This window comes from Virgibacillus aidingensis (genome assembly GCF_010994035.1).
Classification (GTDB): domain Bacteria; phylum Bacillota; class Bacilli; order Bacillales; family Amphibacillaceae; genus Virgibacillus_N.
On record NZ_WIXN01000018.1, the window covers coordinates 1 to 21,255 of the forward strand.

The following is a 21,255-nucleotide window of genomic DNA, read 5'->3' on the forward strand; positions in this document are numbered from 1 at the left end:
TGCAACAAATTGCACCTTGATAACTAAATACTTATTTAATTTTTAATTGACATACTACCGCAGGTCTTCTGCAAGGTAAAACAATCCGCCATTTATTACCTCATAGGAAACCTTCGGGTGATACCTCTCAGTAATCTCCTTTTTTTCTTTCTCCATTTGCTGGCGTTCTTCCTCTGTTTCCGTTTCATAAAAATGTTCCAGAAGGGCAAGTTCTTCATCCAGGAGTTTAAATGATTCTTTTGCCCATTCATGGGTTTGATTTTCAATATATTGATCAATGACAGCTTCAATTCTTTTATATCCGCTTTTTAATCTTATTAAAGGGGAAATGGTGTAGCAATAATCGGGTATGACCGGCCGCAAAGTAAATTTTTTCAAAATGTCCATCATTTCCACCTTCATCATACCATTTACCAGATGCAGCCCGATTGAAAAAAGTTCATCCCGCTTATGCTGGCCCTGATAGCTTATTTTTAAATTAACTACAAGCCAGGGATATAAAGCAGTATTTGCAGAAGTATGAACGGTTTGGAATAATTTCGTATATTTTTCATTCGTACGCAAATGATCTATGATTTGCTGCAGTCTTGGACTGCCAAAGTGAATCCATTCGGCTTTTTGTTCATTTTGAGCAGGATTGGTATTTAAAGTTAATTGAATCGGTTCTCCTACCTGTCCCATTTTCTTAATATAATGCCAGTAAAATGGCCGGTTCATCAAAGCCTTATCCATCTCTTCCGTTAACTTGATTTTGAGCACTCCGCTGCTATTTGAGATAACTTCACAATGATGGGCGGCAAAATAGTTGTGTAAAAAAGTATTTAAATCATTAATTGCCATATTGTTCATGCTCCTTTGCCCCATCGTAGTGATGCTGAATAATAGAGGAGAGATTATCCAATTTGATCCTCGCTTCCCCAACAGATACAGAATCGTCAAAAATTGTTTGGATTTCCTTTTCCATATCGTCGATTTCCAGTTCAGCCAAAATATCATCCAGCTGGCCGATCACTTGTTCAAATAAATTTATTTTCTCATACAACAGGGACATAATATGTTCTTCTACTGTGCCTTTAATAGCGAAATTATAAATTTGAACATCTTTTTCCTGGCCGTACCTGTGAATGCGTCCAATTCTTTGCTCCAATCTCATCGGATTCCACGGGAGATCATAGTTGATCATATGGTTGCAAAATTGCAGGTTTATTCCTTCACCGCCTGCTTCTGTGGCAATAAGCACCTGGGCATGATTTTGAAACAGTTGTCTCATCCAGTCTTTTTTGCCTTTTTTAAAGCCGCCTCTGAATGGCACGGATGAAATACCATGCTGCTGCAGATACCATTGCAAGTAGAGCTGTGTGGCTCTGTATTCCGTAAAAATGATTACTTTTTCATCACCAATATTTTTGATCAATTCTACTGTTTTTTCAGCCTTGGTGTGATGGGGGAGCTGCTCAATCTGGTTTGTAATGGCAGTGAGATGATCGTTTTCTCCTGACTGTTCAGCTGATTTTTTTAATGATAAGTAACAGGCTTCCCTTGATGAGCATAATTCTCTTAAATAAGTGATCTTTGAAAAAGCGGAAAAGGATTGTATATTGTTTTCCAATTGTGAGTATACTTTTTTTTCTTCATCGGAAAAATCCATCCAGACAGTTTCAATATTTCGTTTTATGTCACTGAAATTAGTATCTTTACGGGTATTTCGAACCATTACCTTTTGAACAAGCTGTTTTAAATAGGCATCTTCCTTTATTTTATTCCGATGGTTCCCATATTTTTGGATAAAAGAATCGTAGTTTCCCAAGTGTCCGGGCTTTAAAATGGAAACCAGGTTAAATATTTCAATCAGTTTATTTTGCACTGGTGTAGCCGTAAGCAGCAGGCAATACTTTTTCTTGAGGGAACGGACAAATTGATAATTTTTTGTTTTGTGGTTCTTCAATTTATGTGCTTCATCGATAATTATAAAATCATAGTCAATATCTAAAATCTTTTCCCTGTGCGGAGAACGTTTTGCCGTGTCAATGGAAGAGATCATAATATCGACTTGTTCCCACGCATAATTTTTGCGGTGCGCAATAGCTGGAATGAAAAATTTTTCATTTAATTCCTTTTCCCATTGATTTACCAGGGACGCCGGCACGAGAATCAGTATTTTTTTTGCGAGACCGCGTACCATGTATTCCTTTAATATTAACCCGGCCTCAATGGTTTTTCCGAGTCCCACCTCATCTGCAAGTATGGCCCGGCCGTTCATCTGGTCAATGACCTGGTTTGCACAGTTTAACTGATGTTCCATAATATCCAGGTGAGGCAAATAATCAAGCGAGCGCAATCCGTTAAATTTGCTGCTCATTGTTGTTAATTCAGCTTCGTAGGACATGTGGAACAGCTCCCAAGGAGAAAGTTTCCCGCCTTTATCCAGATGAAACTGCAGCTGCTCAATAAAATCCGTATCCTTGTGAAGATGAATAGAATGCATAGTCAACTTCCTTTTTTAAGTAATATATATCTCTACTTTCCGTTTCTTTTCTGTGGTATAATAGCCGTAATAAAACGGATCTTTCACGATAACGGTTATTAGTATGACCATTTAGCGCATTTTTATTAATAAAAGCGAATGATTGCAAGGGGAGAGATTACTGTATTATTCAGCAGTAACGCCGAAGGAGCAAGCAGAAATGTGAATCTCTCAGGCAAAAAGACTCTTGCGGGACGCACCTCTGGAGAGTGTTTACATAAGTAAACCACCCACGAAGCAAATACCCTGGGAAAATTCAATTTTGGGACGGGTATGAAACTTTCTGGTTTAAGGACAGAGATTTCATTGTAATAGTGAAATTTCTGTTTTTTTTATGGCAGTGAAGATAGTGTAAAACTTTATTCACTGCATAAGTGCAACTAAGGTTGCTTCCGGGAGGCTTGGTGACAACCAGGTTTTCCGAGACTGATATTTAAATTGGAAAGGAGCTTAAAAAGATGAGTGATTTAAAGCGTACCCCCATATTTCCGGAATATGAAAAATTAGGTGGCAAGACCATTGATTTCGGAGGCTGGGAGTTGCCTGTTCAATTTTCCGGGATTAAAGAAGAACATCATGCGACAAGAAATCAAGCAGGTCTTTTTGATGTTTCCCATATGGGGGAAATCACAGTGAAAGGCCCCAAAAGTCTTGAGTTCCTGCAGAAGATGGTAACCCAGGATGTTTCAAAATCAACACCGAATCGTGCACAATACACCTTTATGTGCTATGAAAATGGGGGAACGGTGGATGACTTTCTGATTTACATGATGGGCGAGAACGATTATTTATTAGTGGTCAATGCTGCAAACACGGAAAAGGATTATGAATGGCTTCTCCGGCATAATGACTACAAAGCAGATGAGGTAGAAATTAAAAACGTTTCGGCAGACTATGCTCAGCTTGCACTTCAGGGACCAAAAGCAGAAGAAATTTTGCAAACGTTAACAGAGACGGATTTAAGCAGCATCCGGTTTTTCCGTTTTGATCAGGAAGTTTTTCTTGGTGCATTAAAAGTGCCTGCTTTGGTTTCCCGTACAGGCTATACCGGTGAAGACGGATTTGAAATTTATATAGAGAAAGAATTTGGCAGAGAGCTTTGGCAAATGATCCTGGAAGCAGGAAAGAGCAGAGAATTAAAACCAGTAGGCTTAGGTGCCCGTGATACACTGCGTTTTGAAGCCAACCTGCCATTATACGGCCAAGAGATTTCAGAAGACATTTCCCCCGTGGAAGCCGGAATGGCTTTTGCCGTGAAAGTGAAAAAAGATGAAAATTTTATTGGTAAAAAAGTCTTGAAAAAACAAATGGATAACGGTCCGGATAGAAAATTGGCAGGTATTGAAATGATTGATAAAGGGATTCCGAGAACCGGCTATGAAATACGGGATGGGGATAAGCAAATTGGTTTTGTTACTTCAGGAACACAATCACCGACACTGGAAAAAAATATTGGACTCATACTTGTAGATGCAGCCTACGCTGTACCGGGAACAGAATTGACTGTAAATGTAAGGAAAAGAAATCTAAAGGCAAAAGTTATTGAAACACCATTTCTAAAAAATAAATAACAGGGGATCCGGGAGGTATTAAAATGGAATTTCGTTATTTGCCGATGACTGAAACCGATAAAAAAGAAATGCTGGACAAAATCGGTGTATCATCTTCAGACGAACTATTTTCTGATATTCCGAAAGAAGTAAGATTGGAAAGGGAATTAAACCTTAAAAAACCAGCCAGTGAATACGAATTGAAAAAAGAACTGACGGAAATGGCGGGCAAAAATGCAAATTCAACAGAATATCGTTCATTTTTGGGTGCAGGGGTGTATGATCATTATATTCCATCAGTCGTTGACCATGTCATTTCCAGACAGGAATTCTATACTGCGTACACACCTTATCAGCCGGAAATTACACAAGGTGAACTCCAGGCTATGTTTGAATTCCAGACCATGATTTCCGAGTTAACTGCAATGCCTATAGTCAATTCATCTTTATATGATGGCGGAACAGCTGTAGTGGAAGCTGTATACTTGAGTGCCGCCCAGACAAAACGAAAAAAAGTGCTTGTTTCAGCTGCTTTGCACCCTGAATACCGCCAGCTTGTTAAAACGGCCGCAAACGGCAAGAAGCTGGAAATCGTAGAGATTGGTTACAAAGATGGTGTTACGGATATAGAGCACCTGGAAAAAGAACTGGACGAAGATACAGCTGCCGTTTTAGTTCAATATCCTAACTTCTTCGGTCAGATTGAGCCGCTGGAAAAAATTAATAAGCTGATTAAGCAGCAAAAGAAAACAATGTTTATTGCTTCCAGCAACCCGCTTTCACTTGGTTATTTAACGCCTCCGGGTGAATTTGGGGCTGATATTGTTGTTGGCGACACACAAGTATTTGGTATTCCGGCACAATTTGGCGGACCGCATTGCGGTTACTTTGCAACGACACAAAAGTTAATGCGTAAAGTACCGGGACGTTTTGTTGGTCAGACAGTGGATAAAGATGGCCAGCGGGGCTTCGTATTGGCATTGCAGACAAGAGAACAGCATATCAGACGTGAAAAAGCAACATCGAATATCACATCAAACCAGGCGTTAAACGCCGTGGCAAGTTCAGCTGCAATGAGTGCGCTCGGCAGGAATGGTGTGAAAGAAATGGCTAAATTAAATATGCAAAAGGCTAGATACACAAAGCTAAAGTTAGAAGAAGCAAACTTGCCGGCTGTATTTAATGGCCCTTTTTTCAATGAATTTGTCATTAAACTTTCCAGGCCTGCAGATGTTGTAAATGAAGCGTTATTCGAAAAAGGCTTTATCGGTGGGTTTGATCTCGGTAAAGTATATCCGGAATTAGAAAACCATATGCTGATAGCTACAACTGAAATCCGCTCCAAAGAAGAAATCGATGCTTTCGCAAAAGAAATGGGGGATATCAATGGCTAAAGAAAACTTTCCATTAATTTTTGAACGAAGCAAAGAAGGCAGATCGAGCTATAACCTGCCAGCACTTGATGTTCCTGAAGTCAATCTTGAAGAAGAAATTGAGGACGCATATATACGTAAAGTAGATGCAGCCCTTCCTGAGGTGGATGAATTAGAATTAATGCGTCATTATACAGGATTATCCAACCGTAACTTCGGAATACTTTCCGGATTTTATCCACTTGGTTCCTGTACGATGAAATATAATCCGGTCATAAATGAAGATATTGCAAGACTGCCCGGTTTTAGCCATATACATCCATATCAGGATCCGAAAACAGTTCAGGGTGCGCTTGAGTTAATGTATGATTTGCAGGTACATCTTGAAGAAATTACAGGGATGCACGAAATTACATTACAGCCGGCTGCCGGCTCACAAGGTGAGTGGACTTCACTCATGATGATTAAAGCATTCCACGAAGCAAATGGCGACCACCACCGGGACGAAGTAATTGTGCCTGATTCCGCACACGGTACAAATCCGGCATCAGCAGCCGTCGCAGGATTTAAGGTTGTTGAAGTAAAGTCAAATGAAAAAGGTTTAGTAGATGTGGAGGATTTAAAACGCGTAGTAAATGAAAATACTGCAGCACTGATGTTAACAAATCCAAACACATTAGGTTTATTTGAAACGGAAATCGTCGAAATGGCAGAGATTGTTCATGGTGTGGGCGGTAAATTATTCTATGACGGGGCCAACTTAAACGCTATTATGGGCTATAGCCGACCGGGAGATATGGGTTTTGATGCAGTACACCTGAACCTTCATAAAACATTTACCGGTCCGCACGGCGGCGGAGGTCCAGGCTCCGGTCCAATCGGAGTATCAAAAGAGCTAGCACCATTTCTGCCAAAACCGGTTGTACGGAAAAATGATGGTGAGTATGATTTTGACTATGATCTTCCACAATCCATTGGTATGGTGAAAGGTTACTACGGAAACTTTGGAATTAATGTGCGGGCATATACGTACATTCGTACAATGGGTGCGGAAGGATTGAAAAAGGTTAGTGAATATGCAGTACTAAATGCAAATTATATGATGCGCAGCCTTGAAAACGAATATGAACTTCCATTTACACAACATTGCAAGCATGAGTTTGTTCTATCTGGCAATAAACAAAAGAAACTTGGTGTGAAGACACTTAATATTGCTAAACGTTTATTGGATTTGGGAATTCATCCGCCGACTGTTTATTTTCCATTAATTGTGGAAGAGGCAATGATGGTCGAGCCTACGGAAACAGAATCGAAAGAAACACTGGACCATTTCATTGATGCCATGCTTCAAATTGCCGATGAAGCGAAGAACAATCCGGAAATTGTTCAGGAAGCTCCACATCACACAGCTGTAAAACGCCTGGACGAAGCTACTGCATCCCGCAAGCCGGTTTTACGCGCTCAAAAAGTAGAATAACCTGAACAAATTCAATGAAAACATGAAAAAACTCCTGAGCTATGAAGCCCAGGAGTTTTTTAAAAGCTATTTTTTTTAACTTTAATTTTCCCTGTCCATCCTTTAAATCCGCCTTTCAAGGTGCTTATATCTTCATAGCCCTTTTTGCGCAGGAGCTGTGCTGCTCTGGCGGATCTGGAGCCTCTTTGGCAGTATAAAAAGACCGGCTTGTCTTTCCTCAATTCAACCAGACGCTGTTTCATCTGTGTTACAGGAATATTCCTTGCCCCAAGAATATGCCCTTTATCGAATTCCTGCGGCTCGCGGACATCAATTAATTGCGCCTTCCTGTATCCTTCCCGAAACTGATCCTCTGTTAAAACCTTTAAATAATTCTTTTGTCTATAATAGCGAAACACCATAAATGCTATAAAAATAACAAGTGCTAATACAATAATTTCCATACATTTCCCCCATTTATTAAACAGCCTACATTTCCATTATAGGATGAAGCCTATTATTTTTCAAAACTTTTATCTATGTGCTACAATTATTCTCTGCGTGTCCCATATTTTTCGCGGAAAAATTAAAATACATTAAGATGCAATTAGTTAATAAATGGATTTGTCCACCATCCATATTCTTGAAAAAAATCTTTTTTATAATTAAAAAAGTTCCTTAGCTTTATTTATCATCGTTTTACATACAATATCTTAAAATTTCTTTTTTGACAGAGACAACAAAATTTGCTTTAAACACCATATATTGTGTTCGTTATAAAAAATAATTCAATATATTGTTTTAAAGTGTGCTATTGTGGTAATGTATTACTAAACAATTAAAACAATAATTAAAGACAAATAACCAATAAAGGAGAGTGCATATGTCGACGATTGTTGAAACGAACAAGCGTATTAATGTACAAGCATTGAATCAGGATATTGCGCAGTTTCCCCAGGTATATCCGATAACCGATGATATGAAACTGAGCCACAGCGGTGTATCCCGTCTTGTCATGCTTGATCGGTATGCCTTTAAGGATACGGAGAAGAAAACGCTCAAAGAAGGGGACTTTGTTGTATTAACTGTGAAAGCAGACCCGAAATTCCCCGCCAGAGGGCTCGGCTACGTAAAGTCAATTGACTGGTTTAATAAAGAAGCGGAAATACTGGTGGACAGTGAATATACATCCGTTTTGGATCAGGATGAGGAAGTTAAAACAGGGATTGTAAAGCGCAAACTTGATGTCATTGACAAACCGCTTGAAATTTATTATGAGCAAATTGCAAAAAGAAATGCACATGGGCTCTCCGCTGTAGAAACCACAAAAGAAAAACAGCAGAAATGGTTCAGGAAATTCAATGACGAACTCAGCAATATGAACTTTATCCCGGCCGGCCGGGTGCTGTACGGTGCCGGGGCCGATACGGAAGTGACCTATTTTAATTGTTACGTCATGCCTTATATCAAGGATTCCCGCGAGGGTATTTCCGATCACAGGAAAAAAGTAATGGAAATTATGTCAAGAGGCGGGGGAGTCGGAACAAATGGATCTACACTTCGGCCCCGGAATACACTGGCCAGAGGGGTAAACGGCAAATCTTCAGGGTCAGTCTCATGGCTTGATGATATTGCAAAGCTCACGCATTTGGTGGAGCAGGGCGGATCAAGACGCGGGGCACAGATGATCATGCTGGTCGATTCTCACCCGGATATCATTGAGTTCATCATTTCAAAAATGCAAAACCCGAGAATTCTGCGGTTTTTGATTGAGAACACGGAAGATGAACAAATAAAACAACTGGCAAAAGAAAAACTGAAATTTACGCCACTAACGGATACAGAAGCCGATCTTTATCAGGGTGTTGTCAATTACAGAAATATGCCCGGCACCGGCGGTTTTACAAACGCAGCCTTACAAGAGGCTGAAAACAAATTGCGAACAGGCGGTACCTATTCCGTAAATAACCCGGAGTTTCTGACAGGAGCAAATATCTCCGTCTGTTTAACAAAGGAATTTATGGAAGCAGTGGAGAATGATGATTACTACGATCTTCGGTTCCCCGATGTAGAGAATTATACGGAAGAAGAAATGGAAGCATATAATGAAAAATGGCATGAAGTTGGCGATGTGAGAAAATGGGAGGAAATGGGTTACGGTGTACGTGTATACCGCCGTATAAAAGCAAAAGACCTGTGGAATCTGATTAATATTTGTGCAACATACTCCGCAGAGCCTGGTATTTTCTTTATTGATAATGCTAACGACATGACAAATGCCAAAGCTTATGGGGATCAGGTGGTAGCAACTAATCCGTGTGGTAGAGCAGCATAGTTTGCCTCACGTTAAAAATTGCGGGATAAAGCGGGAAGGCTGAAATGCTAATCCGAACCGAAGGCTGGACGTAAAAATCCAGTCAGGGGCAACGCATAGATGGTGAACCTCTTAAAGAGAATATAATCCATCCACGAGACCGCAACATTACACATTAAATTGAAAATTGGCCCAGTCATTTTTGAAATAGAATTAATGAATAGAGGGTCTAAAAAGGAATTAATAAAGAAGCTCCCTTGAATATGTGTATGCTCAATACAAAAGTAATTTTGTTTAAGATTGCGGAAGAAAAGAATGATTAAAAATGTGTGTAATGAAAAGATATGCTGAACTTGCACGAATAACAAGTGTAAGAACTAAAGGATAAAAAGCCTTTAGGATAACAAAATTGGAACAGCCTCTGGCACCATATTCCGTCTGTAATTTGGCTGCAGTAAACCTGGCTGAGATGGCAGATAAAAAGACAAAACAGGTGAATACAGAGAAATTAAAGCAGACAGTGAAAACCGGGGTGCGCATGCAGGATAATGTGATTGATGCTACGCCTTACTTCCTTGAAGAAAATAAAAAACAGGCACTTGGAGAAAGACGCATTGGACTTGGAGTAATGGGACTGCACGACTTATTAATCTATTGTGAAACAAAGTACGGCTCACAAGAAGGAAATAAGCTGGTTGATCAAATCTTTGAAACGATTGCAACTACTGCCTACAGGGAATCCATTGAGTTGGCAAAAGAAAAGGGAAGCTTCCCATTCCTGGTTGGCAATACAGAAGAAGAAACCAAAGAATTGCGTGAAGCATTCATTAATACCGGATATATGAAAAAAATGCCGGAAGATATCAGACAAGGTATAAGAGAATATGGAATCCGAAACTCCCATCTGTTAACTGTTGCTCCCACCGGAAGCACTGGGACAATGGTCGGAGTAAGCACAGGACTTGAACCATATTTCTCCTTTTCTTATTACAGAAGCGGCCGGCTTGGCAAATTTATTGAAGTAAAAGCAGATATTGTACAGGAATACTTGGATAATAATCCGGATGCAGACCCAAATAATCTGCCGGATTGGTTTGTGGCTGCAATGGAACTTCCGCCTGAAGCGCATGCAGATACTCAGAATGTTATTCAGCGCTGGGTGGACAGTTCGATATCCAAGACAGTAAATGCACCTAAAGGTTATTCCGTGGAACAAGTGGAAAATGTTTATCAGCGTCTCTATAAGGGGGGAGCCAAAGGCGGAACCGTTTACGTGGATGGCAGCCGTGACACACAGGTACTGACTCTGAAAGCGGAAGAAAACTCCTTCGGGGAACAAACAGAACTGTTTGAAGAATCGGAGTCACCCAAAGTTGTATTAATGGACACAATACAGGAATTGGAAAAAACAGATGTAACAATTGGCTCGGAGATTGGCGACACCTGCCCTGTCTGCAGAGAAGGAAGCATAGAAGATATTGGTGGATGCAACACCTGTACAAATTGCAATGCCCAGCTGAAATGCGGACTATAATAATCTGAAAAGAGGTTATCCCTGCTAACTTTCAACCTGAACAAATGAGGTTTGAGGTCGGGATACCTCTTTTCTTTATGAGATTAACTTTTTGATTACTGATGTGATTATTATATTTCTCTATGATGACCATCAGCGGTGAAAAGGTACAGCAATTACTTGTTTATAAGTATTTTTTGAGTTATGCTCAAAATAGAAACAATGTTGCGCTTGTTAAAAATTATTGAAATGAGGAGATGCTATGCCAACGCCAAGCATGGAAGATTACATAGAGCAAATATACAATTTAATAGAATCAAAAGGATATGCCAGAGTATCCGACATTGCAGAAGCACTTCAGGTGCATCCTTCTTCGGTAACAAAGATGGTGCAAAAGCTGGACAAGGATAACTACCTAAATTATGAAAAATACAGAGGCTTCATTCTGACTGCAAAAGGAAATAAAATAGGGAAACGGCTTGTCTTTCGGCATGATCTGCTTGAAGAATTCCTTGAAATCATTGGTGTTGAGGATGAAAATATTTATGAAGATGTGGAGGGGATAGAACACCATTTAAGCTGGAATTCCATTGACCGCATCGGAGATCTTGTAAATTATTTTAAAGAAGACAATGAAAGAGTCGAGCTTTTAAGAAAGATACAACGGGATAACGATAAATAAAAAACACTGGAAAACCCGAAAAAAATCATATTTTTTATAAAGTCTGTTCTAAATTATTCTTCTTAAGCTTACAAATAGTAAAAAGCCAACAAGGAGAGTAACAGATGAAAATTGATGGGGTTTTTTCGGGTGGAGGGGTAAAAGCATATGCTTTTATAGGATCACTGGAGAGCATTGAAAATAATAATCTGCAGTTTGCACGTGTTGCAGGTACTTCTGCAGGTGCCATTATAGCGGCTTTAATAGCAGCTGGCTATCCATCTAAAGAAATAAAAAACCTTCTTGATGATATAGATCTGCAGCAATTTGCAGATCCTCCTAAAATTACAAAGCTGCTGCCATTCAGTAAATGGTTTTTTCTATACTTTCAGCTGGGAATAAATCGGGGCAACAAACTGGAAAAATGGTTATATAATCAGCTGGCCAAAAAGAACGTATTTACGTTTAATGACTTAAAACCTGAATATTTGAAAGTGGTAGTAAGTGATCTTTCCTTAGGTAAACTGGTTATTATCCCTGACGATTTAGATCGAGTATACGGCATCAGCGGCAAATATTTTCCTGTTGCAAAAGCCGTGAGAATGAGTGCAGGTTTTCCCTATTTTTTCATGCCGAAAAAGCTGCCGGGAAAAAATACAAATAAAAAAAGCATTATTGTGGATGGGGGATTATTAAGTAACTTTCCGCTTTGGATTTTTGATAAAGGTACTTATAAAAGGGACAGACCAATTTTGGGAGTAAAATTAACCACCTCCATGGAGGGCCAGCAGCCCCAGCAAATTAAAAACGCACTTCATATGTTCCAGGCACTCTTTTCCACGATGAAAAAAGCACATGATACGAGGTATATATCCACTTCCGACAAGCAAAATATCATATTTATTCCAGTGGAGGACATCGGAACAACAGATTTTACAATTAATAAGGCAGCCAAAGATAATTTAATTGAAACAGGAATCAGTTTTACGGATTCATTTCTGAATAGCTGGCCAAAATAGATGGATTAACCGTCCATTTTTGCAGGCAAATTATATTAAAAGACCGGGCTTACAAAGATGCCCGGTCTTTTGGATTTGATTTATTTCCATCTATTACCCGAAGGTGAGAAGCACGCTTATGAAGCTTCTTTTTGGATTGCAATGGCTGTGTTTTTTTGTTTTTTGCCATAACAGAACGGCTTGGATTTTGGCTTTTATATTTTGCTTTTGATTGTTTCACCGCCTGTTTATATTTCTTTGCGTCGTTGGAAGGAGATTTTTTTCTAATAAATACGAAGTAGATAACCCCGAAAATCGCCAGACCGAAGGCGAGCATAACAAGAATATTTGTCAGAAAGCCTATTGTATTCGTGAATAGCTGTGAAACTAAACCAATTGCAGCTAAACCAATAATGACATAAACCAAAGTAGCTATTTTATTGCTGGACATGAAAAAACCCCTCCTTTCTTTTATAACATCATTGCGGAATTTTCATGTAAACTCATCTTTTTATAAAGTAAAACCAGGCGTCTCAGCATCTATATTTTATATTCCACTTGTTATGATTTTTATACCCAGTTTTTATAAACTCAGACGCCTTTTCTCTTATATTAATGATTCCCATTTTCATATTAAAATATGCAGGTAACAACTATTTTATATATAGTATCAAATAATATTTAGTTTAGAAAACTTCCAGCTCATGAATATTATAAATATTATAGCATAGGAAATGACTTTGCGGCTGATTGTTTTAGCAATTAATGGTCATACTATAATTTGGAGGTGACCATTTTGAAAGAAGAGAACCAACTCGAACAAAATAAGCGTGAAGAACCGCTATCATTAATAGCCAGAGCAATGATTACCGGGTTTACCGGAGGAGTCATCGCCAGTATTGCAGGCTTCGTGATGAATTATTTTAATTTTACCGAGATTTCCCCTAAATCTTTTGTACTGAAGTCATGGGTCCGTGCTTCCTGGGTTGATGGATGGCTCGGTACAGCAATATCAATATTGATCATTGGACTTTTATCATTGCTGATTGCTTTGATTTATTATATCGCGCTGAGAAAACTGTATACGATGTGGATGGGGGTTGTTTTTGGGATCATTCTCTGGGGACTTATATTTTTCGTATTACAGCCACTCTTTCCCAACATTCCGGCTTTTGTCGATCTCGAAGTAAATACTTTAGTATCCACCGCATGTCTTTTTATCTTGTATGGTACTTTTATTGGTTATTCCATCGCATACGATTATCACGATACGAAAGAAAAAGAACAGAAAGAGAAGGAACAGGGGTAATGGGAGCCATTCTGTAAATATCCTCTTCGAATACTTACTTTATCGTTATCCAAATGAAATGGTTTATGATACACTAAAATCGGCGTATTGATTTGGAAAATGGGAAGGAATGATTTAATGAAGAGATTGGATAAAGTAAGATATGCTCTGGAAGAGAACGGGCTGGATGCAATCTTAATAACGAGTTCTGTCAACAGGCGATATGTTACCGGTTTTACGGGAACAGCCGGAGCCGTCCTGATTACAAAGGGCGATGCCCGTTTTATTACAGATTTTCGTTATACAGAGCAAGCTGCCGAACAGGCAACAGAATTTCAGGTTGTGGAGCATAAACAATTAATAGAGCAGGAGATAAAAGATCAATTAAAAGACTTGAACGTAAAGCGGCTTGGCTTTGAAAAAGATCATGTAAGCTACAGCCAGTATGAAAACTACAAAAAAGTGCTCGATGTAGAGTTAGTTCCTGTCAGCGGGGTAATAGAAGAACTTCGATTAATTAAAGATGATCAGGAACTGGAATTGATGAAAATGGCTGCAAAAATTGCAGATGACGCTTTTGAGCATATTCAATCATTTATTAAACCCGGGGTAAAAGAAATAGAGATTTCAAATGAACTGGAATTTTTCATGAGAAAACAAGGAGCAACCTCTTCGAGCTTTGATATGATCATTGCTTCCGGTCTTCGTTCAGCACTTCCGCATGGTGTCGCTTCTGAGAAAGAAATTCAGCCGGGTGAACTCGTAACCATGGATTATGGAGCATTGTACCACGGATATTGTTCAGATATAACCAGAACAGTGGCGGTAGGGGAAATAGATGAAAAGCTAAAAAACATTTATGATACTGTGCTGGAAGCGCAGAGGCGCGGAGTGGACGGCATTCGTCCCGGAATCACTGGGAAAGAAGCAGATGCACTGACAAGAGATTATATCAAAGATAAAGGCTATGGCGATTATTATGGGCATTCCACCGGTCATGGTCTGGGCATGGAAGTACATGAGGGGCCTTCATTGTCTTTTCGTTCGGAAAAGAAATTGGAACCTGGCATGGTTGTAACAGTGGAGCCAGGTATATACATTCCTGATATTGGCGGCTGCAGAATTGAAGATGATGTCGTTGTTACGGAAACGGGAAATGAACGGCTTACGTTTTCATCAAAAGAACTGGTCTACGTTTAATTTTGAATAGAGAGGAGTATGCATATGATTTCAGTAAACGACTTTAAAACAGGCCTGACAATTGAAGTGGACAATGACATTTGGCAGGTCATGGAGTTTCAGCATGTCAAACCAGGTAAAGGAGCTGCCTTTGTACGCTCTAAGCTGCGCAATTTAAGAAACGGGAATATACAGGAGAAAACGTTTCGTGCCGGTGAAAAAGTTGGTAAAGCACATATTGAGAATAAAACAATGCAATATTTGTATTCATCCGGTAATTCACATGCTTTTATGGATACGAACACATACGAACAAATTGAATTGGCTACAGAACAAATTGAAAATGAACTAAATTTCATGAAGGAAAATATGGAAGTTGCCATTATTGTTTATGAAGGAGAAGTTCTGGGAGTAGATTTGCCAAAGAACGTAGAGTTAGAAGTTACAGAAACCGAGCCGGGAATTAAAGGGGATACAGCAAGCGGGGGGTCAAAACCGGCTACGCTGGAAACCGGGCTGACTGTACAGGTTCCATTTTTTATTAATAAAGGAGATATACTAGTCATCAGTACTTCGGAAGGGAAGTATGTTTCCAGAGCTTAATAATTTATATAATAAAGAGCAGTCCTTGCAGAAGGGCTGTTTTTTTATGGTATAGAAAGGAAAAATCTATAAGCAGTGGAAAAGTGAGTTGTTTTATTTATCCTCGTCCAGCTCAAGCAGATGCCAAATAATTGTGGGGGGGCAGGCATTCAGCGCAGTTTGTACACCGAAGACTGTCAATTGCACTTTTTGTTCTTACCTCTTAATACATAAGTTTAGAAAGTCATAATTTTTTTTGGACAACATACATTTACTAGTAAGTATCTATTTAAGAGAGGACAGGTTATGGAAGCAATTGTATGGTTATTCCCGGAGTCAATAAAAAATGCAATACAAGAAAAACTAAACACCGGCTGGGATCAGCTTCAGGAGATAAGAATGCGCCTCGAGCAGCCTATCGAACTTATCTATAATGACAGGAATGAGTGGCTTAATTTATTCAAACCGGATAAAAATGACTTTATCTTTATCATCAATCAATTAAGTGAACACTCCCTCTATCGGCTTGAGAATGAACTAAGGGAAGGATACATCACGATCGAAGGCGGGCATCGGGTTGGTTTAGCGGGAAAAGTGACAACAGAAAACGGGAATGTAAAAGCAGTCCAATATATTACATTTCTAAACATTCGGATCGCAAAAGAAAAGGTAGGAGCTGCGGAACCAATAATCCCTTACATATATAGCCGGGGATATGTAAACACACTTTTTATCGGCCCTCCGCAAACAGGAAAAACAACGCTTATAAGGGACATAACGAGGATAGTTTCATCAGGCCGGAAGGGAGTCCCGTCCAAAAAAGTTGGCGTTATCGATGAACGATCCGAGATAGCCGCATCCATAAAAGGGGTGCCACAGCATAATTTAGGCCCCAGAACAGATGTGCTGGATGCATGTCCGAAAGCAGAAGGGATGATGATGATGATTCGCTCCATGTCTCCCGATATGCTTGTGGTAGATGAAATAGGCGGCAAAAAAGATGTGGATGCTTTGATGGAGGCAGTAAATGCTGGTGTAACCGTGATATGTACCATACATGGCGGATCCATGGATGAGCTTAAAAAGCGCCCGGCATTACGGCAGGTATTTGAGCAAAGAATTTTTAAAAGGTTTATTTTATTGAATAGAACCCGGAAACCGGGGAGTATTCATCGTATTTACGATGAGAATGAAAAAATATTGAGATCGGGGTGCTTGCCTGATGCAGTGGATTGGCGCACTTCTTTTCATAGGGACAACCACTTGGATAGGATTTGAATGGAGTCATCGTTTGACGACGAGACCGAAACATATTAGACAATTAAAAAATGCGTTGCAAATATTGGAGGCTGAAATTGTTTACAGTCATTTGCCTTTGCAGGATGCTTTTCTCAACATAAGCAATCAAATCCCGGAACCGCTCAAGTCTTTTTTTAAATCGCTTTTTATTACCATGAAAAAAGAGCGAATCAGCCTGCATGAAATATGGGATAAACAAGTTGTCCAGCTAATGGGGAATTCTTCTTTGGGCGATAATGAAGCAGAAATACTGAAACAATTTGGACGAACACTGGGCCAGCATGATGTGCATCAGCAGCAGAAACATATTCAGCTGGCTGTGCATCATCTGGACAGGGAGCTGGAAAATGCCAGAGATAACCAGTTTAAGTACAGCAAAATGGCAAAAAGTTTAGGAATATTGTGTGGATTATTTATTGTTCTATTGCTTATCTAATCAAGTTAAAAAAATATAGAAATTTTCATCACTGGTATATGTGCAAGGGTCTTGGATTCATTATGGAACAAGTCTTTCGCCATAAACTTGGATGTCAGCCTTAAGGGCATCCAAGAAGGCAATTTACGCTTTTAAGAATCCCCTTTTAGCGACAAGCCAGGTTTTCTTACAGGAAAGGAGCTTACCCTACATGTTTAACGATGCTTCTATATTATTTCAGATCGCTGGTATCGGAATTATCGTGGCGCTCATTCATACGATATTAAAACAAATGGGAAAAGAGGAAATTGCCCAGTTTGCAACATTAATTGGATTTATTATTGTGCTTGTCGTCGTGATTAATAGCCTTTCTGATTTATTCCAGCAGATTAGATCTGTTTTTCTATTCCAAGGGTAATGCACATGGAAATCTTACAAATTGTTACTTTGGGAATCATAGCCAGTATCCTGTATATCGTTACGAAAGCGTTAAATAGCTCTTTTGCATTTTATATCATCATTATCATGGCAGTTATCATATTTTTATCCATTATCCAGCAGATAGGTGCTATTTTTCAACTGATTGAGACGTTGGGTCAAAGAGCAAATGTGGAAGGCATGTACATGAAAACAATCTTACAGATCATCGGCATTGCTTATATTGCAGACCTGGGATCAAGCATTGTAAAAGATGCCGGATTGTCCTCGGTTGCTGCGAAAATAGAACTGGCAGGTAAAATACTTATTTTAGTTCTGGCTGTGCCGATTATTACTGCGGTCATTGAGGCAATTCTCAGTTTTCTGCCGGCATAAATTTCTATTCATAGAGCGGAGATATGTGAATAACAGAAAGGGGAAATTACGGTGAATGAAATTTAAAGGTTTAAGATTAATTGTTTTATTCATTTTTCTAATATCTCTTTTTGGACAAACACATATTGTCTTCGCTGAAGAAAATTCCATTGATGGGAGCGATTTGGAAGAAGAATTATTGGAAGAAATTCATTTGGATGATGTACAGCATTATTGGCAGGAACTAGTCAGTGAATACGGGGGATACCTTCCTGAAATTGAAAGAGACAGCGTGTATGAGCTGATTAAATCAAACGGCAGCTTTTCTTTGGAAAATATGGTTCTAGGTTTATTGGAATTTATTTTTCATGAATTGATCTTAAACGGAAAATTGCTTGGCACTTTGTTAATGCTGACTTTATTTTCCGTTGTCCTGCAAACGATGCACCATGCTTTGGAAAGAAGCGCAGTTAGCAAGATTGCTTATTTCGTTGTATATATTGTCCTGATTTTTATCGCGTTAAACAGCTTTTATTTAGCTGCAAGCTATGCAAGGGAAGCGATCGAGACAATGAGTAGTTTTATGATCGCCCTTTTACCGCTCATACTTGGTCTTATGGCATCTTTTGGAACTGCCGTTTCCGTCTCTTTTTTTCATCCCATTATTATTTTTTTAGTAAATATGAGCGGAATTCTGGTATCAACGATTATATTGCCATTGCTGTTTATCTCGGCTTTGATGCTGATTGTCAGCAGTCTCAGTGAAAATTATAAAATCACGCAGCTGGCAGACTTATTTAAATCCGTGAGCCTGGCGGTGCTCGGGGTATTTCTGACTATTTTCCTTGGTGTCACATCTGTTCAGGGAGCAGCGAGCGCGGTACAGGATGGAATCGCAATGAAAACAGCCAAGTTTATTACCGGGAATTTTATTCCCGTTGTAGGGCGTACACTTACAGACGCTGCAGATACCATTTTAAGTGCATCATTATTGCTAAAAAATGCAGTAGGGATAGTCGGCTTAATCATCATCCTTTTCTTTGCTGTTTTTCCGGCTCTTAAAATTTTTGTCATTGCGATTATTTATAAAATCGCTGCTGCTGTATTACAGCCGATTGGAGGCGGACCGGTGATAACTACGCTTAATACAATCAGTACTTATATTTTATATATCCTGGCTTCATTATTGGCGGTTTCATTTATGTTTTTCTTATCTATAGTAATTATTGTTGCAGCAAGTAATATTACCGTGCTTTTACGTTAGGATGATGGAAATGGATTTTATAATGGAATGGATTACACAAATTATTATTTTTGTGTTATTGGCGACAATTATAGATTTGCTGATACCAACCGGCTCCATGAAAAAATATATTAAATTGGTAGTCGGACTGATTTTATTATTAATCTTATTAAAACCCGTATTTTATATATTTCAAATAGATATACAACAAGAGTTGGAAGCCGCTTTTTCGGCAATTGACACAACGGATAGCGAACATTCAATGGAAAGTTTAGTTGATTTTCAAAAAAAAGAAATAGAAACAAGACAAGATGCATATATTTTAGAACAAATGGCTGTCCAACTGATAGAAATTGCAAAGGAACCATTATACGAAGAATATCAGCTGGAAATAAACAACATAGACTTCCGGTTTTCCGAAGAAGCAGTTTCTCAGGAATTAAATTTTGAATTGCTGGATGAAGTCATTGTATATATGGAACAAGCAAAAGACGGGGAGGGTGCTGTAAATGCAGTTGAGGATGTGGTAATTGATACGGAAGATCCTTTAAAAAAGGAAGAAATGGAGGATTCTGAAGGGGTAGAAATGCTGCTTAGGGAAGTGTGGGAACTGGACAGCAAAGAATTAATTATTGTTGAGGAGGGAGGGCCATCTTGAAGCGATTTTTCGAAAAATTTTTTTCATCGGATAAAACTGATCCGAAACAAAAAAATACATCCAAAAAAGCAGGATATATTCTTGTTCTTGCTTTAACAGGATTATTACTCATCATTCTAGGCAATATATTTTCTTCATCTTCCTCTGATTCAAATAATGAAATGGAACTTCAGCCGCAAATAGATAATGATGATATGGAGCAGCAAAGTGCACAGGCAGGTTCGGAGGAGGCCGATGTAACCTCGGATATGCAAGAGCTGGAGGGAATCTATAAAAAGGAATTGGAAGAGATGCTTAATAAAGTACAGGGGGTATCAGAAGCGGAAGTGATGGTTAATCTCGATTCAACCAATGTGAAAGTATATGAAAAAAACCTGATTAAAGGCCAGCAGACAACAGATGAATCTGATCAGAATGGGGGGACAAGAAAGGTTGAAGATCATACGGAGGAAGCACAGACAGTACTTGTCAGGCAGGGGGATAGAGAAGTGCCATTATTGGTCGAAACAAAGAAGCCTGAGGTAAGAGGTGTTTTCGTTGTAGCTAATGGAGCAGATCATGCGTCTGTGAGAAGCTGGATCGTGGAAGCTGTCTCACGCGTCCTTGACGTTCCGACACATAGGGTGTCCGTAATGCCAAAGAATTAAGGGGGAAATAAAATGTTGAAAAAACAAACCATTTGGTTACTAACCATGCTAAGTTTAATGATTGTATTGAGTGTTTATTATATGACATCTCCGGAAAATGACGACCTGGCATACATTAATAATGGGCAGGAAGAGGTGGATGGTGCAGCAGACACGGAAGAGGATATACAAGCAGCGGATGGAGAAGCGGAAGTAGATGATTTTGAGAACGTTGGGCAGGATGAATTATTTACAACGATTAGAATGGAACTTCAGGACGAAAGAAGCATGAAGAAAGACCGTTTAACGGATATTGTAGCCTCAAGTGAAACCACCTCTGAAGAAAAGGACGAGGCGTTAAGAGATATTGATGAACTGGATAATCTGTCTTCCAAGGAAAGTATTTTGGAGGAAACAATCATCGCTTCCAATACTTACGAGGATGTGCTGGTGAGAACGGACGACGAAAAGGTTCATGTTCATGTGAAGGTGGATGAAATATCAGATGCTGAAGTAGTTAATATTATGCAGATGGTAAGAGATGAGATGGGAGAAATGACTGTCGATGTTATATTTCAGCCAACAGATGGAGAAGGCTAGTATCCAGTGAAACAAATCAGGCCTTCGCAGCAAATTAATATACAGATATAAGGGATCCGGACCTTCTATTGGTCTGGATTTTTTATCGCCGGATATGCTTCCACTATTGGAAAATCAGTAGTGAGGTTGGTAACATTCGCATTGCCGGGTATTAGTTGATATAATAATTATATTAAGATAAGGT

Annotated in this window: 20 protein-coding genes, 2 pseudogenes and 2 riboswitches; of the genes and pseudogenes, 18 read left to right on the plus strand and 4 right to left on the minus strand. The window is 39.2% G+C overall.

Going from position 1 to position 21,255, the window contains the following annotated elements:
• Nucleotides 1-54: 54 nt before the first annotated feature.
• A complete protein-coding gene (locus GHD25_RS14360) occupies nucleotides 55-840 on the minus strand; it encodes a YqhG family protein (protein ID WP_164218032.1) in 786 nt (261 codons plus the stop codon).
• On the minus strand, nucleotides 830-2,485 hold the full coding sequence (locus tag GHD25_RS14365; protein WP_164218034.1) for a DEAD/DEAH box helicase: 1,656 nt from the start codon (nucleotides 2,483-2,485) through the stop codon (nucleotides 830-832). The genes GHD25_RS14360 and GHD25_RS14365 overlap by 11 nt, the downstream gene beginning before the upstream one ends.
• A 138-nt stretch (nucleotides 2,486-2,623) precedes the next feature.
• Nucleotides 2,624-2,721, plus strand: a riboswitch (glycine riboswitch).
• A gap of 3 nt (nucleotides 2,722-2,724) precedes the next feature.
• Nucleotides 2,725-2,824: riboswitch (glycine riboswitch) on the plus strand.
• 158 nt (nucleotides 2,825-2,982) lie between these two features.
• Here GHD25_RS14365 and gcvT point away from each other — a divergent pair.
• The 3 genes from gcvT to gcvPB are packed head-to-tail and all read left to right on the plus strand — an operon-like array spanning nucleotide 2,983 to nucleotide 6,924.
• Nucleotides 2,983-4,095: a glycine cleavage system aminomethyltransferase GcvT gene (gene gcvT / locus GHD25_RS14370; RefSeq protein WP_164218036.1), complete on the plus strand. Its 1,113-nt coding sequence runs from the start codon at nucleotides 2,983-2,985 to the stop codon at nucleotides 4,093-4,095.
• A 23-nt stretch (nucleotides 4,096-4,118) separates the two neighbouring features.
• The gene (gcvPA, locus tag GHD25_RS14375) at nucleotides 4,119-5,468 is read left to right on the plus strand and encodes an aminomethyl-transferring glycine dehydrogenase subunit GcvPA (protein ID WP_164218038.1); all 1,350 of its coding nucleotides are present in this window, start codon (nucleotides 4,119-4,121) and stop codon (nucleotides 5,466-5,468) included.
• The gene (gene gcvPB, locus GHD25_RS14380) at nucleotides 5,461-6,924 is read left to right on the plus strand and encodes an aminomethyl-transferring glycine dehydrogenase subunit GcvPB (RefSeq protein WP_164218040.1); all 1,464 of its coding nucleotides are present in this window, start codon (nucleotides 5,461-5,463) and stop codon (nucleotides 6,922-6,924) included. Before gcvPA ends, gcvPB begins: the two co-directional genes overlap by 8 nt.
• Nucleotides 6,925-6,983: 59 nt before the next feature.
• On the opposite strand, the gene GHD25_RS14385 is transcribed toward gcvPB, so the two are convergent.
• Nucleotides 6,984-7,367, minus strand: a complete 384-nt coding sequence (locus tag GHD25_RS14385) for a rhodanese-like domain-containing protein (RefSeq protein ID WP_164218042.1) — start codon at nucleotides 7,365-7,367, stop codon at nucleotides 6,984-6,986.
• A gap of 419 nt (nucleotides 7,368-7,786) precedes the next feature.
• Between GHD25_RS14385 and GHD25_RS14390 the strand changes: the two are divergent.
• The 4 genes and pseudogenes from GHD25_RS14390 to GHD25_RS14405 form a co-directional block, all read left to right on the plus strand.
• Nucleotides 7,787-9,226, plus strand: a pseudogene (locus GHD25_RS14390) (vitamin B12-dependent ribonucleotide reductase); the annotation flags it as partial.
• Nucleotides 9,227-9,629: 403 nt separating this feature from the next.
• A pseudogene (locus GHD25_RS14395) lies at nucleotides 9,630-10,751 on the plus strand (vitamin B12-dependent ribonucleotide reductase); the annotation flags it as partial.
• Between the two features lie 241 nt (nucleotides 10,752-10,992).
• A complete protein-coding gene (gene mntR / locus GHD25_RS14400; RefSeq protein ID WP_164218048.1) occupies nucleotides 10,993-11,412 on the plus strand; it encodes a transcriptional regulator MntR in 420 nt (139 codons plus the stop codon).
• 104 nt (nucleotides 11,413-11,516) lie between these two features.
• Nucleotides 11,517-12,410 (plus strand): patatin-like phospholipase family protein, encoded by an 894-nt coding sequence (locus GHD25_RS14405; RefSeq protein ID WP_164218050.1) that lies wholly within the window; start codon nucleotides 11,517-11,519, stop codon nucleotides 12,408-12,410.
• A gap of 49 nt (nucleotides 12,411-12,459) precedes the next feature.
• Here GHD25_RS14405 and GHD25_RS14410 read toward each other — a convergent pair whose 3' ends face one another.
• Complete coding sequence (locus tag GHD25_RS14410) at nucleotides 12,460-12,840, minus strand: DUF2254 domain-containing protein (protein WP_164218052.1); 381 nt, start codon at nucleotides 12,838-12,840, stop codon at nucleotides 12,460-12,462.
• A gap of 336 nt (nucleotides 12,841-13,176) precedes the next feature.
• On the opposite strand from GHD25_RS14410, the gene GHD25_RS14415 reads away from it, so the two are divergent.
• From GHD25_RS14415 to GHD25_RS14465, 11 genes are all read left to right on the plus strand, one after another.
• A complete protein-coding gene (locus GHD25_RS14415; RefSeq protein ID WP_346426794.1) occupies nucleotides 13,177-13,698 on the plus strand; it encodes a YqhR family membrane protein in 522 nt (173 codons plus the stop codon).
• A 117-nt stretch (nucleotides 13,699-13,815) separates the two neighbouring features.
• A complete protein-coding gene (locus GHD25_RS14420) occupies nucleotides 13,816-14,877 on the plus strand; it encodes a M24 family metallopeptidase (RefSeq protein ID WP_164218054.1) in 1,062 nt (353 codons plus the stop codon).
• Nucleotides 14,878-14,901: 24 nt separating this feature from the next.
• Nucleotides 14,902-15,459 (plus strand): elongation factor P, encoded by a 558-nt coding sequence (gene efp, locus GHD25_RS14425; RefSeq protein WP_164218056.1) that lies wholly within the window; start codon nucleotides 14,902-14,904, stop codon nucleotides 15,457-15,459.
• Nucleotides 15,460-15,744: 285 nt separating this feature from the next.
• Nucleotides 15,745-16,716 (plus strand): stage III sporulation protein AA, encoded by a 972-nt coding sequence (gene spoIIIAA, locus GHD25_RS14430; RefSeq protein WP_164218057.1) that lies wholly within the window; start codon nucleotides 15,745-15,747, stop codon nucleotides 16,714-16,716.
• A complete protein-coding gene (gene spoIIIAB, locus GHD25_RS14435) occupies nucleotides 16,661-17,173 on the plus strand; it encodes a stage III sporulation protein SpoIIIAB (protein ID WP_164218059.1) in 513 nt (170 codons plus the stop codon). The genes spoIIIAA and spoIIIAB overlap by 56 nt, the downstream gene beginning before the upstream one ends.
• A gap of 190 nt (nucleotides 17,174-17,363) precedes the next feature.
• Nucleotides 17,364-17,570 carry a stage III sporulation protein AC gene (gene spoIIIAC / locus GHD25_RS14440; RefSeq protein ID WP_164218061.1) on the plus strand — a complete coding sequence of 69 codons (207 nt, stop codon included), beginning with the start codon at nucleotides 17,364-17,366 and terminating at the stop codon, nucleotides 17,568-17,570.
• A gap of 5 nt (nucleotides 17,571-17,575) precedes the next feature.
• Nucleotides 17,576-17,965, plus strand: coding sequence for a stage III sporulation protein AD (spoIIIAD, locus tag GHD25_RS14445; protein WP_164218063.1), 390 nt, complete (start codon nucleotides 17,576-17,578; stop codon nucleotides 17,963-17,965).
• A 55-nt stretch (nucleotides 17,966-18,020) separates the two neighbouring features.
• Nucleotides 18,021-19,208, plus strand: a complete 1,188-nt coding sequence (spoIIIAE, locus tag GHD25_RS14450; RefSeq protein WP_164218065.1) for a stage III sporulation protein AE — start codon at nucleotides 18,021-18,023, stop codon at nucleotides 19,206-19,208.
• A 10-nt stretch (nucleotides 19,209-19,218) separates the two neighbouring features.
• A complete protein-coding gene (gene spoIIIAF, locus GHD25_RS14455; RefSeq protein WP_164218067.1) occupies nucleotides 19,219-19,845 on the plus strand; it encodes a stage III sporulation protein AF in 627 nt (208 codons plus the stop codon).
• Entirely contained in the window at nucleotides 19,842-20,492 is a 651-nt protein-coding gene (gene spoIIIAG / locus GHD25_RS14460) for a stage III sporulation protein AG (RefSeq protein ID WP_164218069.1), read from the plus strand. The genes spoIIIAF and spoIIIAG overlap by 4 nt, the downstream gene beginning before the upstream one ends.
• 12 nt (nucleotides 20,493-20,504) lie before the next feature.
• Nucleotides 20,505-21,071 (plus strand): SpoIIIAH-like family protein, encoded by a 567-nt coding sequence (locus GHD25_RS14465; protein ID WP_164218071.1) that lies wholly within the window; start codon nucleotides 20,505-20,507, stop codon nucleotides 21,069-21,071.
• Nucleotides 21,072-21,255 lie beyond the last annotated feature (184 nt).

What these genes read in the sequence shown, in the direction of transcription:
- GHD25_RS14360 (WP_164218032.1), bottom strand. Translation starts at nt 840, where the DNA reads ATGGCAATTAATGATTTAAATACTTTTTTACACAACTATTTTGCCGCC.
- GHD25_RS14365 (WP_164218034.1), bottom strand. Translation starts at nt 2,485, where the DNA reads ATGCATTCTATTCATCTTCACAAGGATACGGATTTTATTGAGCAGCTG.
- gcvT (WP_164218036.1), top strand. Translation starts at nt 2,983, where the DNA reads ATGAGTGATTTAAAGCGTACCCCCATATTTCCGGAATATGAAAAATTA.
- gcvPA (WP_164218038.1), top strand. Translation starts at nt 4,119, where the DNA reads ATGGAATTTCGTTATTTGCCGATGACTGAAACCGATAAAAAAGAAATG.
- gcvPB (WP_164218040.1), top strand. Translation starts at nt 5,461, where the DNA reads ATGGCTAAAGAAAACTTTCCATTAATTTTTGAACGAAGCAAAGAAGGC.
- GHD25_RS14385 (WP_164218042.1), bottom strand. Translation starts at nt 7,367, where the DNA reads ATGGAAATTATTGTATTAGCACTTGTTATTTTTATAGCATTTATGGTG.
- mntR (WP_164218048.1), top strand. Translation starts at nt 10,993, where the DNA reads ATGCCAACGCCAAGCATGGAAGATTACATAGAGCAAATATACAATTTA.
- GHD25_RS14405 (WP_164218050.1), top strand. Translation starts at nt 11,517, where the DNA reads ATGAAAATTGATGGGGTTTTTTCGGGTGGAGGGGTAAAAGCATATGCT.
- GHD25_RS14410 (WP_164218052.1), bottom strand. Translation starts at nt 12,840, where the DNA reads ATGTCCAGCAATAAAATAGCTACTTTGGTTTATGTCATTATTGGTTTA.
- GHD25_RS14420 (WP_164218054.1), top strand. Translation starts at nt 13,816, where the DNA reads ATGAAGAGATTGGATAAAGTAAGATATGCTCTGGAAGAGAACGGGCTG.
- efp (WP_164218056.1), top strand. Translation starts at nt 14,902, where the DNA reads ATGATTTCAGTAAACGACTTTAAAACAGGCCTGACAATTGAAGTGGAC.
- spoIIIAA (WP_164218057.1), top strand. Translation starts at nt 15,745, where the DNA reads ATGGAAGCAATTGTATGGTTATTCCCGGAGTCAATAAAAAATGCAATA.
- spoIIIAB (WP_164218059.1), top strand. Translation starts at nt 16,661, where the DNA reads ATGCAGTGGATTGGCGCACTTCTTTTCATAGGGACAACCACTTGGATA.
- spoIIIAC (WP_164218061.1), top strand. Translation starts at nt 17,364, where the DNA reads ATGTTTAACGATGCTTCTATATTATTTCAGATCGCTGGTATCGGAATT.
- spoIIIAD (WP_164218063.1), top strand. Translation starts at nt 17,576, where the DNA reads ATGGAAATCTTACAAATTGTTACTTTGGGAATCATAGCCAGTATCCTG.
- spoIIIAE (WP_164218065.1), top strand. Translation starts at nt 18,021, where the DNA reads ATGAAATTTAAAGGTTTAAGATTAATTGTTTTATTCATTTTTCTAATA.
- spoIIIAF (WP_164218067.1), top strand. Translation starts at nt 19,219, where the DNA reads ATGGATTTTATAATGGAATGGATTACACAAATTATTATTTTTGTGTTA.
- GHD25_RS14465 (WP_164218071.1), top strand. Translation starts at nt 20,505, where the DNA reads ATGTTGAAAAAACAAACCATTTGGTTACTAACCATGCTAAGTTTAATG.